The following is a 17418-nucleotide window of genomic DNA, read 5'->3' as shown; positions in this document are numbered from 1 at the left end:
GCCCGCGCAGAACTTTTAACCGTTTGCGCGGTCTTTTAGCGGTGTGGCTTGAATTGAGGAAATCATGCGAAAACGTTGGTTGTGTCTTTTGTTGCTGTTGTTCATCCTGGCGGGGATCGGTTCTCTGCCGTGGTGGATAACGTCTAAACAAGTCGCACAGCTTGCCAACCGTTTTTTAGCACCGGATTATTCCCTACACATTAGCGCCGAGCGTTCGCTTAATATCGACGGCTTGCAGTTGCCCGAATTGCGTTTAAATGCCGCACAATGCACGCTCGTCACCCTTGAAGATATACAATTAAACTGGTGGGCGCCCCGTCGTTTGGAGGTGGCGAAGGCGACCTTGGATTATGCCTGCCTGAACACATTGCCTGCCGATGACAATGAAAAAACGCCGCCAAAACTGACCGCACTTTTCGCTGCGCTGCCCGAAGCGGAGGTGGCAATTCGGCATTTAAACATCATCAACACCGACAACATTACCCAACCGTTACTCCACCGGATCATCAACGCCGATCTTGCCGCGATGGCGAATTATGACGGCAAGCGCTTACAATTTCACGCCGAGGCAATGGAAAACGGCACGCTGATCCTGCAACACCGCGCCTCCCTCACGCCGCAAAACGGGCAGTTCCAATGGCAGGGGCAGACCGATTTCCAACCGATGGCGCAACAGGCTTATCACCTGGCGTTCGACGCACAGTTAAACGACGAATTATTACGTCTGCAACCGCGCGGCGAAATTATGCTGAACTGGCAAAATCCCGATTTGCCCGTCACCAAAGGAGAGTTCAAGTGGACCTGGGACGGCGAAAAAGGGCAAATGAATGCGCAGGACTTGGTACGTAACGCGCCGTTGTTAGACGTGCCTTTTATTCTTACACCAAACAGCCTGGAAGTCAGTTGGGGCACGTTTTATTGGACGTTTGACGGTTATCAGCCGGTCAAAGGCTTCCTCGGTTTAACCTTACGTAAACCGCAGGAAAATTGGTTTCCGCTCAATTTGGATTTGGATATCATTCTGCAAACCTTCGGCGAACAGGGCAAAGGCGAAATTGTGTTTGCCGGCAAAGGCGGACAAATCGGTGGCGGCGAACAGCAAAACGAGATTACATTTGACCTGAAAACCCGAGGCGACCTACGTTATAACAACACCGTGGCGCAAACCAATCTGGCATACCATATCGGCGGCAATTTCAGCGATCCGATTCTACAATTCCGCCCCGGTTCGATTTTCAAAATGGACAACCTGCAACCGGATTCCAAAATTCACGTTCGGCTGCCGTTGGATGATGTGATTATCGGGCGTTATGGGCTGGAAGGGCGGTTACAGGCAACCTTACAAGGTTCTACACCGCAATTTGAAAACCTTGATTTAAAGCTCGACGGGCAAGCGCATGAGTTCATTGCGGGCATTAAAACCGTGTTTGAACTGCGCGACGAACAGCAAAATCTGCGTAGAGCGGAAATGCGTGCGGCGAATCGTTGGGATTGGACGATTAACGGCAGCGCACAATGGAAAGCCTTAAAAACCGCCGTGAATATGCAGGGTGTCGGCTTTTGGGAAGCGGATCACATCGAGCTGAACCAACTGTCGGCACATTCCGGTAACGTTTATACGAGCGGGGTAAAAATGGCACCGCTGTCGCTGGAACTGAAAGATCGTCTGCGCTGGAATTATGAAAAAGAACATATTCGCGGGCTGATGCAGGCAAAAACCGATTGGATTGAATTCGATTATGGCGGACGTTTCAACAAACCGGTGTTCGGTGTCGGGCTGGACGGCAAAAGTATCAATCAATTCAACATCGCCGGCGAATTGAAAGCAGGCTCCCTCGGGCCGCTAGATCTCACCGCCCGTTATGAAAATCAAGCATTAACGGGCAAAATCGGTTGGAAAGAACAATCCGCTAAGGTGTTCCAATCGCTGTTCCCACAACAATGGGAATGGATTATTCACAACGGTAGCATTAAAGGCGCAAGCGACTTCGTGATTAACGGCGACGGTGTCGCGTTACATGGCGAACTGAACCTGCGCGGCGGCGAAATCACTATGCCCGACGGCGAAATCCAAGGGCTAAACATTCGTTTCCCGTTAAATTATCAAGATCTTGCACTGCGCGCGACGCGTAACAAACCGATTCGCGTCTCGGCAAAAAACATCCGTAAAGGTGCGCTGTCCATGCATAAAGCGGCGTTTAACCTGTTCGGTGCCTATCCCAATTCCATCAAGGCGCCACTGACTTTAAGCAATGCACGCATCGGCGTATTTGACGGCGAATTACACATCCCAAGTTTAAGCTTCCCGCAACAAAAAATGGCAACGCTCAGTTTCAATAACATTGATTTGGCGCAGGTCATCGCCATGGCGCAATACAACCAAATCAGCCTGCGCGGACGGGTCAACGCCACATTGCCGTTCTGGCTCGGAAACAAAGAATGCCTGATTTGCAACGGCACTATCGAGCAAGTGGATAACCTGTATATCAAGCTGAATGACGACATTGTTTCAGGCTTGAAAAAAGGCGGCTGGACGGAAAGCATTTTGGTAGATTTATTAAAAGAAATGGAATTGGAAAAATCCCATGCCAACCTCAACCTTGCGCCGAACGGGCAAATGACCCTGCGCTCCAGCCTTACCGCTTTTAACCCGACAAGACGCACACGCAGCCCGATTACGCTGAACTACACGCACCAAGAGAATATGTTTGAGTTGTGGAATATGATTGACTACGGCTCACAATTTGAACAGAATTTACAATATCGACTTTACCGACATTTAGAACAATGAAAAAACACCTTAAAAATCGACCGCACTTTTTTTCTTTAGCGACCGCCCTGCTGATGCTTGCCGGCTGCACGCCGACCATTCAATTAGACACGCCGAAAGAAGGCATCACCATTAACATGAATGTGGTGGTGGATCATAATATCAGCGTCAAAATGGATGACAAAACCAAAGCGGCTGCCGGCGAGAATAACGGCACAGACAATAAAACGCAGACAAAATAAAACAAAATTTGTGCATTAAAACCTTGTCTAAACAAACGGAAACATCGTCGTAAACAATAAACGAAAGGGAGAAAATCATGTCACTTTCCGATTTATTACAATATCGCCGCGCCGTGCGTTATTACGATCCTGAAAAGCCGCTGGACAGTGAAAAAGTCCGCCATTGTTTGCAACTGGCAACCTTAGCGCCAAGCAGTTCTAATATGCAACTCTACGAGTTCTATCACATCACCGACAAATCCGTATTGCAACAACTCGCCCACGCCTGCTTAGGTCAACAAGCCGCAGCCAGCGCACAACAGCTTATCGTTTTCGTCGTTCGGCAGGATTTATATCGCCAACGCGCTACCGCCGTACTTAACATGGAACAGGAAAATGTTCGACGTACCAGCCCGCCGGAAAAGCAGGCTTCGCGCCTGAAAGCAAAAAAAATGTATTACGGCTGGCTGATGCCTTTCATTTACGCCCGCTGCTGTGGCTTGCTTGGCTTATTTCGCAAAATCACCGCCTTCCCTGTTCATCTGTTCCGCCCGATGCAAATCGATTTATCGGAAGCGGATATGCGCATTGTCGCCCATAAAAGCTGCGCGCTGGCGGCACAAACCTTCATGCTTGCTATGGCGGAGGCGGGCTACGACACTTGCCCGATGGAAGGCATGGACAGCGGACGGGTGAAAAAAATCCTCAACCTGCCGCGCGGTGCCGAAATCAACATGGTCATCGCCTGCGGCATCCGCAAAGCCGGTCGCGGCATCTGGGGCGACCGTACCCGATTGCCGTTTGAGGATATTTATCGACATATTTAAGAAAAGTGCGGTCGGAAAATCAAACGGATTTTGTGACCGCACTTTCAGCCCAATAATTCCTGGTAAAGCGCTATCTTACGATTGAGATTTACCAAATAGGCTTCCCATTTTTGCTTTTCCTGTAAAACATACGACTGATGTTGTTCTAACAAGGCTAAGCGTAGCGCAATGGTGCTGTCACCCTCATCACGCCATTTGGCGTAAGTGCGAATGTCTTTCAGTGGCATACCGGTTTCTTTTAATCGTTGAACAAACTTTGCCCATTCCACATCTTTTTCCGAATAATAACGCCGCCCGCCGCCATCCCGTTGCACCTGAATCAGCCCCTCTCTTTCATAAAATCGCAAAGTGTGAGGCGTGATTCCCGTCAATACGGAAAATTTGCCGATTCTCATTTTTCCTCCCGATGCTTGACTTAGAGTGCACTCTAAATTCTAAACTGAAAAAAATTCACAACACAAGGAGGAAAATAATGACAACACGTTTTGAGCGGGGACTAAATAACTTGAATGCTATTGACGGCGAAGCGGGCGAGCGGGTGATTCAGGCATTGCAGGACATTGCGCCGGATGTGGGCAACTACATTATCGAATTTGCCTTTGGCGATATTTATAGCCGCGCGGGTCTGACAATTCAGGAACGTGAGCTGATTACGCTCGCCTCACTGCTTACCCAAGGCGGTTGCGAAGCACAACTTGAGGTGCATTTGAATGCCGCACTGAATGTAGGGCTGAGTCTGTCTAAAATCGTGGAAAGTTTTATTCATTGCATTCCGTATGTGGGATTCCCTCGCGTATTAAATGCCGTGTTTCAGGCGAAAAACGTGGCGCAGCAACGTGAGAAAGTATTGTAAAAACGCCGGCGAAAATGACCGCACTTTACATTCAAAGTGCAGTTGTTTTCCCGCCTATTTATAGTTAAATAAGGTTCGCGCCAGAAAATCTGCTGTTTTGGGAAACAGTGTATAACACTTACGGGCAACGGCGAGAGAGCGGGGTAAATTGATTTCGCGGACGTTTTTGCCCAAGGCATCGGCGACTTTTTGTGCCACCACATCCACCGGAATTAAAAACCGTTTGATGGATTTCAAATACGAGCCGTCGGGATCTGCCTGATTGAAGAACTTGGTCGCAATGGGACCGGGATTGACGGTGGTGACAAATACCCCTTTTCCCGCCAGTTCGAGACGAATCGCGTCGGAATAGCCGATCATGGCAAATTTACTGGCGGAATAAAGGCTGGATTTAGCAGATGCCAAAAAGCCCGACATGGACACGATATTCACGATATGCCCGCGCCCCGCCTCTTTCATTGCGTGCCCCACCAGCTGACAAAACGTCATGCCCGCAAACACATTCACCTCAAACATGCTGCGTGCCTGTGCGGTGGTGAGGCGATCAAAATCGTCATACTCTGCGTAGCCCGCGTTATTCATCAACACATCCACCGCGCCATAGCGGGACTCCAGCTCCCGCAAACAGGCGGCGACGGCGTGTTCATCGCAAATATCCAACTGAATACAGACTTTTTGCGGATGGAAGGTGTAAATCCGTTCCAACTGTTCTGCATTTCTGCCGATTAAAATGAAGTGATCATCGGGCAACTGCTTGACGATCGCCTGCGCCAAATCGCCGGCGGCACCCGTGATAATAATGTTTCTCATGGCTCAAACTCCTTTTGTCAGCGTCGAAAATCCCGCGCCTTCAATAAATGCCTGCTGATTATCCGTTCTGTGAGGAAAAAGCACAACTTTTGTTCCTAGGGTAACAAGTTACCCTAGGTTAGGCATAATTCAACCCCTTTGGGGTTGGCTCTTATAGAACAGAAATTTACTTTCCCCGAATCTGTTTTTCCCAAAATTCCACCGCACTTTTCTCCCAACCTTCGGCGGAAGTGCCTGTGCCTAAGGCAAAGCCGTGACCGAGATTAGGGAAGTGGTGAAACTCGGTGGTCGTGCCAAGTTCTGCAAGACGATCAAGGCGGCGTTTCATCACGCTTGGCGGGGCGATGCCATCGTTATCGCCCACGGCAACAAAAGTCGCAGGTTCGCCTTTCGGGTTGTAATCGCTGTGTCCGGTGTAAAGCATAATCACCGCAGAAGGTTTAGAGTTTGCATTTGTGCCAAACACTTGCGTGCTGTGCGAGCCAATCGCCGCCGCCATTCTTGCGCCGGCAGACGCGCCCCAAACGGAATAATGATTCGGGGAGACTTGCAGCGATTTTGCATTTTTCCGCACAAATTCCACCGCTTGCGCCATATCTTGCGTGGCGACATTGCCGCCCATACCTGCCCGATATTTCACCACAAAGGCGTTATAGCCCATTTCCGCTACCTTCTGTGCAATGGGAAAGCCTTCGTGCAGCGAGCCAACATAAGCAAAACCGCCGCCCGGGGCAATCATGGCGAAAGGCGCGTTTGGCTTGCCTTTGAACACAAAAATGCCGGTGTAATGCTTGCTGGGATCGTGGCGTTTTTCCGCTTCCGTATAAATATCGTAAAAAATCGTCTCGCCTTGTGCTTGTTTCTCCGCCATTTTATTCAATGCCGCCACCACCTCTTGCGGATGAATATGGCTGTGATAAGGCATTAAATCCGCCACCCGATTGAGCGGTAAATCCGTGGCAACAGGTTCATCGTCCCAAGGCAAAAGTCGCTCGGCGAAGCCTTGAAATTCAGGCTTATTGAGCAAATCGCCCAAGGTATTTGATGTGGTTAGAGGCTGTGCAAAAGCCGTCATAGAAAGTCCTCCCCATAAAAGTGCGGTTAAAAATTTCGCCGTTTTCATTGCTCGCGCCTAGCGTGAAAATGCGTGCAAATCCAGTTTTACCCGTGCAGGCTCTTGCGCTATCGGGCGATTATTCGGATCTTTCACCGCATCAAAATTTTCGTTTGGTTCATCGCATAACATCGGGGCAAACAAGGCGTTGAAATTCGTCGTCCTTTCGCCTTTTTCGGCAAATAATTCCACGGTTTTATTTAAGGCTTCGGGCGTGCTTAACGCTTTCACCAAGGTTTCCGCTAATTGAACGCGGAAAACGCCACCATCGGCTGCGGTTAAGTTGTAATCGGTACGACCTTGAGTGAGAAAAAGCTGCTGCGCATTCGGTTCATTGCAATCAAACCAGCTCGGGCGCACAATGGTGTAAGGCAATTGCGAAGCACGCACCACCCGTTCCATTCGGCGTTTCCACGCCCGCCCCTTATCCGTGCTGGCATTGTTCGACACCAACGGCGCATAAATCGTACTCATCAAGGCAATGCGTGCAGTTCGACCTTGCAAATCACGCAGCACATTCAACACGCCACCGTAATCCACGCCTTCGGGATTGGCATAATTGCCTTGCGTAAAAATAATACCGTCGATGTTTGCTGTAATCCCGCGCAAGGTTTCGGGTTGGGTTAAATCGCCTTCAAACAACTCCACGCCCGCATCAAAATGTGCTTTTCTCGCATTTCGCACCAAAGCACGCACCGCATAACCCTGCGCCACCGCTTCTTTCACGACCAACTGACCAATGCTGCCTGTTGCGCCGATAACTAAAATAGTCTTCATTTTGTTCTCCTGTTTATATTTAGTGAATGAAAGTATTGTACGGCGATGTGATTGTCTTGATTAGATAGGCAAAATGGGAAAGGGTTGTGAATGAAATTCAATAATTAAAGACGACAAATAAATTTATCAATCATTTTTCATTAATTTTGATTAACAATCTTGCTTGTTTATCATAAATAAGAGACAATTTTATTTGAAAATCAAAAACACACTTTTTTGATTAACAAAGAGGAAACGAATGTACACACAACTTAATTTTGATGAGGCGATTTCATATCATTATGATCAATTTCCACCCAAATCTTTGGATTACACACAATTAATGCCGAGTTTGTTACAAGCAACTGATGCCCTTGCTCGTTACGATCAAATGCTGAAAAATTTGCATAACAGCGAAATTTTACTTGCTCCATTAAGAAACCAAGAAGCGGTTATTTCATCGCGTATGGAAGGAACAATTAGCACAATGGATGAAATTATGCAGTATGAGGCTGATTTCAGTGATGGTAATGAATCTAGCGAGGTTCGTTCTGACATTGTAGAAACCGTGCTTTATCAACGCGCATTAAAAAATGCGCAAGGGGCGATGGAGGATGGCTATCCTTTTAGTAAATCACTTTTAAAGACAATGCATCAACAGCTTTTATCTTATGGGCGAGGGGCAAATAAATCCCCTGGTGCATTTAAACATGAGCAAAATTATTTAGCCGATAAAAGTAAAAAAGCAATTCTCTTTGTGCCAATTAGCCCTGAAAAATTAGAAGAAGGTTTAGATAAACTATTTGATTATATCAATCACAACACAACGCCGATTCTAGCCAAAACTGCTGTTTCACACCTTGAATTTGAGGCACTTCATCCATTCCAAGATGGTAACGGACGTATCGGAAGAATGTTGATTACATTAATGTTATGGCAAGCCAAAGCCATCAGCGCACCGTATTTTTATATCAGTGGTTATTTTGAAGAACACAAAGAACGCTATACCGAATTAATGCGACAAGTTTCTAAAACAGGTAATTGGAATGAATGGTGTGTGTTTTTCCTTGAAGCTATTTATTGGCAAGCAAAACATAATCTGAAAATTGCCCAAGATATTCATGCTTTATATGAAAAAATGAAATCGGTGTTTGCCGAAACCCTTTCTTCCAAATATGCTCTTGCGGTGTTGGATTTTGTGTTTACTTATCCCGTTTTCCGTAACAGTCGTTTAGCCGAATTAACTGATATTCCTCCAGCAACAGCCAATCGTTTTACCAAAGCATTATTGGAAAAAGGGATTTTATCTGTGAAAGAAGAAGCAAGTGGGCGAAAATCGGCGTTGTATTCTTTTGAGAGGATGATGGAGTTGGTGAGGGTTTGATGCACATTTTAATTTAAAGGAAAAAATATTATGTATTCAATAGAACATGCTAGAGACGAAAAAATTATTTTTGAAGAATTAGAAGAATTGTGCCAACAACCTGGATATGCTCATATCATTGCATATTTTTGTTTTAGAGATAATTCTCTATTCGCTGAATCAGATGACATTACTAAAGATGACATATTAAAACAATATAATCTATATCGTTTATTGCGATCTGAAATTTCTTTGCTTATAGGGTTAATGACTAAAAATATTCTCAATTTTACATTGCCAGAACCAGAGCTATTCCAAAACCTTATTATCAAAACAGAAGAATTATTGCAAGAATTACATACTTCAATGATTAAACCTTTTGATATTTTAAAGGATTTAAAGTCTATAGATGACATTCAGAAAAAATTTCAAGACTATCTTAAATCTGGAACATTCCTAAGGGAACCAATGTTTTATGGAGGGGAGTCTGCATATCACTTCCAATATAGAGAATTTTCCAAATTAAAATATTCAAAAGATAATGACTGGTTTATCAAAAACAAGGGATATTCAGTAGAAGAATTGTACCAAGTTATAAAAGTCTTGGAGAATATCCAATCTGAGAAGGTTAATGGTGTTTTAACTAATTTTCATAATAAAGACTCTAAATACTGCAGTGTTTTAGATGGATATAAATTTTCTATTGAAGATATATCATCAAGAGTAAATATTAATAATTCTGTAATTGGAAAAATAATAGATTCATTTACCCTCTCTCAAAATGTTCAAGTATCTAATTTTAATAGCATTGGAAGCTTCAATCCTACCAATGCCTATCCAATAATTTCTTTGGGTAATGGAAGCTATCTACTATTTCAATACTATAGTTTAGTTGAGGCATTATATGAAACTCCATTTTTCTGGTTTAATAGTGATTTAAACTATAAAGATATAGCAATGGTTAATAGGGGATCATTTACTGAAGAATTCTCTTATGAAAAATTAAAATTTGTTTTTGGCGAAGATAATGTATTTAAGAATGTAGATATTAAAGATACAAATAGTAATAAACTTGGAGAAATTGATGTTCTTGTTATCTTTGGTAATAGAGCAATTATATTACAGGCTAAATCTAAAAAATTGACTATTCCTGCTCGGCAAGGTAATGACAAAGCATTAAGTGACGATTTTCAAAAAGCCATCCAAGCATCATACGATCAAGCGGTTGAATGTGGAAAATTATTACTGGATTCTAAAAATAATCTTATTTTACCATCTGGTAAGATGAAATCTATGAGTAGAGATTTCATAGAAATATACCCAATTTCTATTGTATCTGATCATTATCCCGCTTTAGCAACACAGGCAAGACAATTTCTTAAACAAGTAAAACATGAAATTATTCAACCAGCCTTTGTAATCGACATATTTACTTTAGATGTTATTACAGAAATGTTAAAAACCCCTTTATATTTCTTAAGTTATATTAATCGTCGTTCTATTTTAACAGAAAAAGTCATGGCTAATCATGAGCTTACAATTTTAGCCTACCACTTGAAATCAAATTTATATTTACTAGAAGAACACACAATGCTTCAATTAGATGACAATCTAGGAGCTGAACTTGACTTTGTAATGCTATCTAGAAGAACAGGATTATCTGAAAAATATGATATTGATGGAATTTTAACTAAATATAAAGGAACATTCTTTGAGAGATTAATAAAAAGTATCGAATGGAACCCAAAGCCTCAAACTATTGATCTGGGATTTGAGCTTCTCATGTTAAACGAAGAGACTGTATCAATGCTAAATAAGTCTATTGATAAAATTCGACAAGCCAGTTTACAGGATGGGAAATTACACGATCTTGTTTTAACTTTCGATAAACAAGATTCAAAAGGAGTTATTGTACATTGTACCAATGAGCCAGATGAAATTGCTATGCCAAAACTCATTAAGCATTGTGAAATAAGAAAATATAAACATAGAGCAAATTCTTGGTATGGAATTGCAATTGACATTGAAAATGCTAAGTTGCGGTTTGGAGTAAATAAAAATTATCCTTGGGAAAAATCAGATAAAATGGAGCAAGTTCTAGATGTTTTCCCTTTTTCTAAAAAATTTATATTTTCATCTCCTCTAATCAAAAAAAATAAAATTGGACGCAATGACCCTTGTCCATGTGGAAGTGGTAAAAAATTTAAGAAATGTTGTATTAACAATTGTTAATTTTATTTCTGTCGAGGGTAATATCTTACCCTCAGCATTTAACCTAGATCTTTCTCCCTCAACGAGTTAGAGAGTTGATCCGTCACTTCCATATTATTGAGAGCCGATATCATACAATGTGTGTTACCTTTAATGCCGGCTTTTGTCAGTTTCATAATCGTATTTGTTCACCACATCAGGCTTAAGTATCTATAACCAGATAACTGCGGTCAAAAATGTGGAGATTTTTACAAGTTTTTCATGGAGGCTCATTGTAAGGTGGGATTTATCCCACCCTATGGTTTACCCCCTAAACTCCGCCAACCACTTAATCATTTTCGGATCACGGTGATCGAAGATAGTTTCATCACGATTAAGTGTCGCAATGTCCGCGAAATCTTGCGCATCTAACTTAAAGCCGAAAATATCGCAGTTTTCGATTATTCTCTCTTCTTTCACGGATTTCGGGATAATCGCCACGCCGCGTTGATTTAACCAACGAAGCACCACTTGCGCCACGGATTTACCGTGTTTTTCGGCGATTTTCACCAAAACAGGATTCGTGAAAATATCGAATTTCCCTTCTGCTAAAGGCCCCCACGCTTGTTGTAAAATGCCGTTTTCTTTGTGGAAAGCGATTTCCGCTTCACGTTGATAGAACGGGTGGGTTTCGATCTGGTTCACCGCCGGCACGATGTCGTGGCAGGTGATTAAGTCCATCAATCTGTCCATATGGAAGTTACTCACGCCAATCGCATGCGCCTTGCCGGCTTTGTATAGCTCTTCCATCGCGCGCCATTCTTCGTGAACATCGCCGAAGGGTTGGTGCATTAAATAGAGATCCACATAATCCAAGCCTAAGCGCTCGAGCGATTCTTCCAAGGCTTTTTTGGTGTTTTCATAGCCGTTTTTGCGTTGAATCCAAAGTTTAGTGGTCACAAAAATTTCTTCACGCGGAATGCCGCTCGCTTTAATCGCGCGCCCGACACCGCCTTCGTTTGCGTAAACCGCTGCGGTATCTAACAAACGATAACCCGCTTTTAATGCTGCCAATACTGCCTTTTCAGTTTCTTCATCACTCACTTGATATACGCCAAAACCAACCATTGGCATTTCGACACCGTTGTTTAATTTGAATACTTTTTGCATTTTGTTTCCCTCTTCTGAAATCGTTGTTTCGTTTTGATGAAAGCATTATAAAAGCGAAAAATCATTTTGATTAGATAGGCAAAATGGGAAAGGGTTGTGAATGAAATTCAATAATTGAAATAACGAATAAAGTGCGGTCTGTTTTCGTTGTGATTTTACACAAGCGTTTGAATTTGAACTTTGGCTTTGCCAATGACAGAGAAATGAAGCAGGGCGAGTAAATAAAAACGGAAGCCGATGACTTCCGTTTTATTTTTTAATTAGCCAGCACCGCTTTATAGCGTTCTACTTGAGCAGTAATTTGCTCGGTTTGAATTGCCAAACAGCCTCCCGTCACGAATGGCTTTATATATTTCATATTGGTGTAGTTCGCCATAATCTCAAACGGCAATAAAATTTCATCCACCGTATGTCCCATTTCACCTTCAACTTGATAATCCGCTTCAGGTGCACCTAAGGATATGGCAATCATCAATTCCTTGCCTAATAACGCTTTGCCTTTACTACCATATGCCCAACCGTAAGTCAGCACGTCATCTTGCCATTGTTTGAGCAAGGGTGGCGAACTATACCAGTACATCGGAAACTGCAACACAATGCGATCAGCCTGCGTTAATGCCGCCTGTTCCACCGCCACATCAATCTTGCCATCAGGGTAAAGATCGTATAAATAACGCACCTCTACATTTGGTAAATCTGCAATACCCTGTGCCAATGCCGCATTGACGCGGGAATCCTTCAAATTAGGGTGAACTACCAAAACAACCGTTTTCATCATTACTCCTCTCATCAATTAACAAAATAGAGGCATTGTAGAAGGTTTAAGTGAAATTGAAAAGAAAAGTGCGGTGATTTTTTAACCCATTTTATAATGATGCTTTTAAGAAAAACATTTGTTAATCTTATGAGCAAAATTCAACAATCGAGAATTAAATTATGATCGACAACATCAACGAACTGCGCACCTTTATCGTCGTGGCGCAACAAGGTAGCTTTACCAAAGCAGCAACAAAATTGGGCGTATCCACTTCCGCGTTAAGCCATTCCATTCGCAAGCTGGAAGAACAGCTCAACATCAAACTGTTCAACCGCACCACGCGTAGCATTGCCACCACGGAAGCGGGCGAGCAGTTATTCCAAAATTTGCTGCCGTTGTTTGAAAGTATTGAAGATAATCTCAACGCGTTAAGCATATTTCGCGACACGTTAAGCGGTAAATTGCGCATAAACGGCAACGATCACGCCTTTTTATGTGTGATTTGGGATAAGTTGATGGCGTTTTTAGCGCGCTACCCTGACGTGGAATTGGAACTCACCAGCGATTTGAAATTTGTGGATATTGTCTCGGGCAGATTTGATGCGGGCATTCGCCTAGGACACGGTTTGCAGCAGGATATGATCGCCGTAAAAATCAGCGATGATATGCAAATGGGCGTGTTCGCCACCCCTGATTATTTATCAAAACACGGCACGCCGAAAACCTTGGAAGACCTGAATTCGCACCGCTGCATTAGTGTGAAAATTCCGTCCATGGATGGCGTGATGCAGTGGGAATTTATGCCGAAGGGCAAAAAACGCAAATACGATCCGCACAGCGTAATCAAATGGCAGCCGAAAGGGCGATTGTTGCTAAATAATAGCCATCTCGTTACCCGTGCCGTTGTCGCAGGACAAGGCTTGGCGTGGTTATCTAGAGATTGGTTGCATGATGAAATCGAACGAGGTGAGGTGGTGGAAGTGCTGCCTGAATACGCCGTGTATTACGACGGCTATTATCTTTACTACCCAAACCGCCGCCAAAATTCACCGCTCTTTAAGGCGTTGGTGGATGCGCTGAAGGTGTAGTGTGCAAATAAAGTGCGGTCATTTTTTCAAGCGTTTTTTGAAAACAAAAAAGGGGCTTTCGCCCCTAAATTCACGCCTTATTTACACTCAAAACTCTCCGCTTTATTCTCATCTCCGCCGATATAAGTCGCCACTTTCGGATAAGCACAAATCGGCATTTGTTTGTTCGGGTAGGTTTTGCTTTTCGCCAGCAGGCTTTCAGGGGCTTGCTTGTTGTCGTGCCATTGTTCTAGCGCGGTTAATGGATCGAAATCGTCCAAGCCGTTACCGCCACCGCAGTGGGTTAAGCCTGGGGCGACGAAAAGTCGGGAAAATTCACCCGCACTTGGGGTGTCTTTTTGCAGATCGTTGAACCACGCCACTTGGTCTTTAGCGGAGAATACAGGGTCAGACGCGCCTGTCACCACAATCAATTTCCCACCGTTGGCTTTGAAGCTGCTTAAATCGGTGGAAATCGCATCGTTAATCGCGCCTGTTTGATACACGCGTGGCGTGTCTTTGTCGAAGTCGAATTTCATTAAGTCGAAATCAGGTTCCATCGGAGTCATAAAGTAATAGGTCATTGAACCTTTAGAAAGCACGATGTTGCGGGCGTTTGGTTCGGCGGTTTGGGAATCGCCTAACTTCCAACCTCGCCAACCTTCTTGGTTGATGCCTGTATCAAAATACCAACCGCTATAAATTTGCTCGCCGCGGCTGTTTTTCGCGCCATCAAAAATGGCTTTCAATGCCGTGATTTTTTCTTTCGGCAAATCCAAGGTTTGCGGGTGGAAATCGCATTTCTCCCACGCATTTAAAATGCCGTCTTTCAAACCATCTTTCGCATCACATTTCGCCAACACGCCGTTTACCACTTTATCCAAATCCGCTTGGGTTAAGGCGTTTGCAAAAATTTTCTCGCCTTTTTCGTTGGTCGGCGCAATTTTCATCAACTGCTGATTATCCCATTGCTCCGCCACGGCAGCACGAGAAAGACGGAAGCCCGCATTTGCCGCGATGACGCCATCAAACTCCAACGGATAACGCTGTGCCGCCATCATCGCCGAACGTCCGCCGTTTGAGCAGCCCATAAAATAATTATGTTTAGCAGGCTGTTTATACGCCGTTTGCACCAGCTGTTTCGCCACCGGCGTTGCTTTACCGATGGCTTGATAAGCGTAATCAAGACGCGCTTGCTGATCCGCACCGAAATCCGGCGTCGGCGTTGGGTGACCGGAATCCATCGTCATCACCGCATAGCCGCGCATTAAGGCAGGCGTTGCGGTTGAAGTGCGCACCGGAATCGCCCCCACCGCAGGCGCGACGAAACCATCTAAACCACCGCCCCCTTGGAACAAGAATTTGTTATTCCAATGCTCCGGCAAACGGAGCTGAAACTTGATGCCATAAGGCTTGCCGTCAGCCCCTGTGCGCGCTGCAATTTCCCCTTCCACAATACAATGCGGCTTGGCTTGTAACGTTTTCTTTGAACCGCCTGTCAATGCCGACATTCTATCCGCAGGCACTTCACCGCTCGCATTCCATTCTGCTTTTTTGATTTCTGTATTGAAAATTTGGGTATCTTTCAAGGCAAGACATTGCGCTTCAGTGAAAGCGGTCGGATTTTGCGAAGGATTTGCAAAAGCGCTGGAAGATGCGCCAAGTAAGGCGAGAGAAAGGAAAGAAAGGAGGAATTTTTGCATAGAACAACTCCTGAAAAACAGATAGAAAACTAACCGCAGTTTAGCAGAAAATGGCTGTGCGGTCAGTTTATTTAAGCGAGATTACCAAGCCTGTGTGGTCGGTCCGATAGTGAATTCGCTGATGTTGGTATCTGCCGGTTGGGAAAGCGCGAATGCCACTACATTTGCTACGCGTTCGGCGGGGATTTCAAAGTTATCGTAAAGTTCGCGATAGCCTTTTGATGTACTTGAGTCGGTAATGTGGTCCACGAGTTCAGATTGCACCGCTGCCGGATAAATCGTTGCCGTGCGAATGTTAGTGCCCGCTTGAGCCGATTCCATACGCAAGCCTTCCATAATCGCTTTCACCGCCCACTTGGTACCACAATACACCGTGCCACCCGGGTACACTTTCAAGCCTGCGACGGATGAAGTGGTTAAGATGTGACCTGACTTTTGCGCTTCAAACGTCGGTAGCACCGCAGCGATACCATTCAACACGCCTTTGATATTCACATCCACCATCGCATTCCAGTTGTTGGTTTCTAAAGCGGAAAGCGGAGAACTTGGCATTAAACCTGCGTTTAAGAAAATCGCATCCAATTTGCCAAACGTCGCCTTTGCTAATTCCACCAATGCCGCGTTATCCTCCGGTTTTACCACATCTGTTACGCGATAAACCGCCTCACCGCCTTTGGCTTTAATCTTTTCCACAATCGCTTTTAATTTATCTTCACGACGCGCACCCAGCACCAATTTCGCGCCATTTTCCGCTAATTTATAAGCCGTCGCCTCGCCGATACCGGATGATGCGCCGGTGATAATGATTACTTTATTTTCGATGTTTTGCATTTTGCTTTCTCCTATCTATTTAAGTTGAGCCTATTCTAGCCCCGTTTATTTCATTTGATTAGTTGGCTAATCACAAAAAGAATGTTAGGTAAAGCCTAACAATTTTTGATTCTGAATTTGTTAGGATGAAAATAATATAGTCCTCTCGACTCCTTCCGACAATGAATGAAATTGGAATTTAGGATTCTGAAAAATGGAAACATCGAATAAATAAAATTCCATTCAAATTTTTATCTCTATTTATTATTCACTCTCACTAAAAACACCCTTCACTTTCCCCCTCTTTATCTACAATTAAAAGGTTTCTACAATAGATTCATCAAAAATCAACAGAAAAAACAATGAAAAAGATGCCTGTATTATTCGTAGGGCATGACAACCCGATGAATGTACTAAATAAAAAAATCCGCTTAACCGGAACTTCGGTGAAAACGCGGAGCTTGCCGTGCCAACGCCCGATCATATTGAATTTTTCAACGATAACCTGATTGCCGGCTCGTTGAGTATGACCTCCCTGTTAATAAGATAAGGAGAAAAAATGAAAGCAAAACTGACGTTTGAAGTGGAAAAATTAGTGCTGACATTAGGCGAACAAGAGGTCGAAATTCCGCTTTCCATTGCAAAATTACAAGCTCAATTTACGCCTTATCCGCCAAGTGAAATGGCATGGGAAACGGCAATTATGCAGGTGGAAGATGCGATCTCGCCTTACCGCGATGCGCTCAACGCTTATTCCTTGGTCGAGCTACATAATGCGACACCATTGCAAGTGGTAGCCAACGAACAAGGGCAGATTTCCAGCGAAATGTTTGAATGCGCCTTCGCCGTTCTTGCCGGTTATCGCCCAAGCCGCGATTTACCAGCCTTACCCCACAACGCTCAAACCGCCGCTTTTGTACTCATTATGCGGGAATGGATGCATCATTTAGGGTTTGAAATGGCGGAGGTTATTGAGTAAACACAAATGGAAGCCCAGGCTTCCGTTT

Annotated in this window: 16 protein-coding genes; 8 read left to right on the top strand and 8 right to left on the bottom strand. The window is 44.3% G+C overall.

Annotation, left to right across the window (positions count from 1 at the left end):
- Positions 1–64 precede the first annotated feature (64 nt).
- From DK430_RS07015 to DK430_RS07005, 3 genes are all read left to right on the top strand, one after another.
- Positions 65–2791 (top strand): YdbH family protein, encoded by a 2727-nt coding sequence (locus DK430_RS07015; protein ID WP_109078374.1) that lies wholly within the window; start codon positions 65–67, stop codon positions 2789–2791.
- Positions 2788–3012 carry a YnbE family lipoprotein gene (locus DK430_RS07010; RefSeq protein ID WP_109078373.1) on the top strand — a complete coding sequence of 75 codons (225 nt, stop codon included), beginning with the start codon at positions 2788–2790 and terminating at the stop codon, positions 3010–3012. The genes DK430_RS07015 and DK430_RS07010 overlap by 4 nt, the downstream gene beginning before the upstream one ends.
- Positions 3013–3089: 77 nt before the next feature.
- Positions 3090–3818 (top strand): nitroreductase family protein, encoded by a 729-nt coding sequence (locus tag DK430_RS07005; protein ID WP_109078372.1) that lies wholly within the window; start codon positions 3090–3092, stop codon positions 3816–3818.
- A gap of 44 nt (positions 3819–3862) precedes the next feature.
- On the opposite strand, the gene DK430_RS07000 is transcribed toward DK430_RS07005, so the two are convergent.
- Positions 3863–4213: a MerR family transcriptional regulator gene (locus tag DK430_RS07000; protein ID WP_109078371.1), complete on the bottom strand. Its 351-nt coding sequence runs from the start codon at positions 4211–4213 to the stop codon at positions 3863–3865.
- Between the two features lie 77 nt (positions 4214–4290).
- Between DK430_RS07000 and DK430_RS06995 the strand changes: the two genes are divergently transcribed.
- On the top strand, positions 4291–4671 hold the full coding sequence (locus DK430_RS06995; RefSeq protein ID WP_109078370.1) for a carboxymuconolactone decarboxylase family protein: 381 nt from the start codon (positions 4291–4293) through the stop codon (positions 4669–4671).
- Between the two features lie 54 nt (positions 4672–4725).
- On the opposite strand, the gene DK430_RS06990 is transcribed toward DK430_RS06995, so the two are convergent.
- From DK430_RS06990 to DK430_RS06980, 3 genes are all read right to left on the bottom strand, one after another.
- Entirely contained in the window at positions 4726–5481 is a 756-nt protein-coding gene (locus tag DK430_RS06990; protein ID WP_109078369.1) for an SDR family NAD(P)-dependent oxidoreductase, read from the bottom strand.
- Between the two features lie 166 nt (positions 5482–5647).
- Positions 5648–6604, bottom strand: coding sequence for an alpha/beta hydrolase (locus tag DK430_RS06985; protein ID WP_109078368.1), 957 nt, complete (start codon positions 6602–6604; stop codon positions 5648–5650).
- 9 nt (positions 6605–6613) lie between these two features.
- Positions 6614–7372: an SDR family oxidoreductase gene (locus DK430_RS06980; protein WP_109078367.1), complete on the bottom strand. Its 759-nt coding sequence runs from the start codon at positions 7370–7372 to the stop codon at positions 6614–6616.
- Positions 7373–7610: 238 nt separating this feature from the next.
- Here DK430_RS06980 and DK430_RS06975 point away from each other — a divergent pair, with 238 nt between their 5' ends.
- Together DK430_RS06975 and DK430_RS06970 are read left to right on the top strand one after the other, a co-directional pair.
- Positions 7611–8735 (top strand): Fic family protein, encoded by a 1125-nt coding sequence (locus DK430_RS06975; protein WP_109078366.1) that lies wholly within the window; start codon positions 7611–7613, stop codon positions 8733–8735.
- Between the two features lie 30 nt (positions 8736–8765).
- Positions 8766–10946, top strand: coding sequence for an SEC-C metal-binding domain-containing protein (locus tag DK430_RS06970; RefSeq protein WP_109078365.1), 2181 nt, complete (start codon positions 8766–8768; stop codon positions 10944–10946).
- A gap of 282 nt (positions 10947–11228) precedes the next feature.
- Here the strand turns inward: DK430_RS06970 and DK430_RS06965 are convergent, their stop codons facing one another.
- The gene (locus DK430_RS06965; protein WP_109078364.1) at positions 11229–12074 is read right to left on the bottom strand and encodes an aldo/keto reductase; all 846 of its coding nucleotides are present in this window, start codon (positions 12072–12074) and stop codon (positions 11229–11231) included.
- A 256-nt stretch (positions 12075–12330) separates the two neighbouring features.
- Positions 12331–12852 carry an NAD(P)H-dependent oxidoreductase gene (locus DK430_RS06960; RefSeq protein ID WP_239496791.1) on the bottom strand — a complete coding sequence of 174 codons (522 nt, stop codon included), beginning with the start codon at positions 12850–12852 and terminating at the stop codon, positions 12331–12333.
- A 158-nt stretch (positions 12853–13010) separates the two neighbouring features.
- Here DK430_RS06960 and DK430_RS06955 point away from each other — a divergent pair, with 158 nt between their 5' ends.
- A complete protein-coding gene (locus tag DK430_RS06955; protein ID WP_109078362.1) occupies positions 13011–13919 on the top strand; it encodes a LysR family transcriptional regulator in 909 nt (302 codons plus the stop codon).
- 77 nt (positions 13920–13996) lie between these two features.
- Here the strand turns inward: DK430_RS06955 and DK430_RS06950 are convergent, their stop codons facing one another.
- Entirely contained in the window at positions 13997–15601 is a 1605-nt protein-coding gene (locus DK430_RS06950) for a tannase/feruloyl esterase family alpha/beta hydrolase (RefSeq protein WP_109078361.1), read from the bottom strand.
- A gap of 81 nt (positions 15602–15682) precedes the next feature.
- Positions 15683–16432: an SDR family oxidoreductase gene (locus DK430_RS06945; protein ID WP_109078360.1), complete on the bottom strand. Its 750-nt coding sequence runs from the start codon at positions 16430–16432 to the stop codon at positions 15683–15685.
- A gap of 538 nt (positions 16433–16970) precedes the next feature.
- Here DK430_RS06945 and DK430_RS06935 point away from each other — a divergent pair.
- Positions 16971–17390 carry a hypothetical protein gene (locus DK430_RS06935; protein WP_109078359.1) on the top strand — a complete coding sequence of 140 codons (420 nt, stop codon included), beginning with the start codon at positions 16971–16973 and terminating at the stop codon, positions 17388–17390.
- Positions 17391–17418 lie beyond the last annotated feature (28 nt).

Origin of the sequence: Aggregatibacter kilianii (genome assembly GCF_003129965.1) — a bacterium.
Lineage (GTDB): Bacteria > Pseudomonadota > Gammaproteobacteria > Enterobacterales > Pasteurellaceae > Aggregatibacter > Aggregatibacter kilianii_A.
This window is presented reverse-complemented; position numbering and strand designations above follow the sequence as displayed.

Excerpts from the sequence above, each read along its gene's own strand:
- DK430_RS07015 (WP_109078374.1), top strand. The coding sequence starts at position 65 with ATGCGAAAACGTTGGTTGTGTCTTTTGTTGCTGTTGTTCATCCTGGCG.
- DK430_RS07010 (WP_109078373.1), top strand. The coding sequence starts at position 2,788 with ATGAAAAAACACCTTAAAAATCGACCGCACTTTTTTTCTTTAGCGACC.
- DK430_RS07005 (WP_109078372.1), top strand. The coding sequence starts at position 3,090 with ATGTCACTTTCCGATTTATTACAATATCGCCGCGCCGTGCGTTATTAC.
- DK430_RS07000 (WP_109078371.1), bottom strand. The coding sequence starts at position 4,213 with ATGAGAATCGGCAAATTTTCCGTATTGACGGGAATCACGCCTCACACT.
- DK430_RS06995 (WP_109078370.1), top strand. The coding sequence starts at position 4,291 with ATGACAACACGTTTTGAGCGGGGACTAAATAACTTGAATGCTATTGAC.
- DK430_RS06990 (WP_109078369.1), bottom strand. The coding sequence starts at position 5,481 with ATGAGAAACATTATTATCACGGGTGCCGCCGGCGATTTGGCGCAGGCG.
- DK430_RS06985 (WP_109078368.1), bottom strand. The coding sequence starts at position 6,604 with ATGAAAACGGCGAAATTTTTAACCGCACTTTTATGGGGAGGACTTTCT.
- DK430_RS06980 (WP_109078367.1), bottom strand. The coding sequence starts at position 7,372 with ATGAAGACTATTTTAGTTATCGGCGCAACAGGCAGCATTGGTCAGTTG.
- DK430_RS06975 (WP_109078366.1), top strand. The coding sequence starts at position 7,611 with ATGTACACACAACTTAATTTTGATGAGGCGATTTCATATCATTATGAT.
- DK430_RS06970 (WP_109078365.1), top strand. The coding sequence starts at position 8,766 with ATGTATTCAATAGAACATGCTAGAGACGAAAAAATTATTTTTGAAGAA.
- DK430_RS06965 (WP_109078364.1), bottom strand. The coding sequence starts at position 12,074 with ATGCAAAAAGTATTCAAATTAAACAACGGTGTCGAAATGCCAATGGTT.
- DK430_RS06960 (WP_239496791.1), bottom strand. The coding sequence starts at position 12,852 with ATGATGAAAACGGTTGTTTTGGTAGTTCACCCTAATTTGAAGGATTCC.
- DK430_RS06955 (WP_109078362.1), top strand. The coding sequence starts at position 13,011 with ATGATCGACAACATCAACGAACTGCGCACCTTTATCGTCGTGGCGCAA.
- DK430_RS06950 (WP_109078361.1), bottom strand. The coding sequence starts at position 15,601 with ATGCAAAAATTCCTCCTTTCTTTCCTTTCTCTCGCCTTACTTGGCGCA.
- DK430_RS06945 (WP_109078360.1), bottom strand. The coding sequence starts at position 16,432 with ATGCAAAACATCGAAAATAAAGTAATCATTATCACCGGCGCATCATCC.
- DK430_RS06935 (WP_109078359.1), top strand. The coding sequence starts at position 16,971 with ATGAAAGCAAAACTGACGTTTGAAGTGGAAAAATTAGTGCTGACATTA.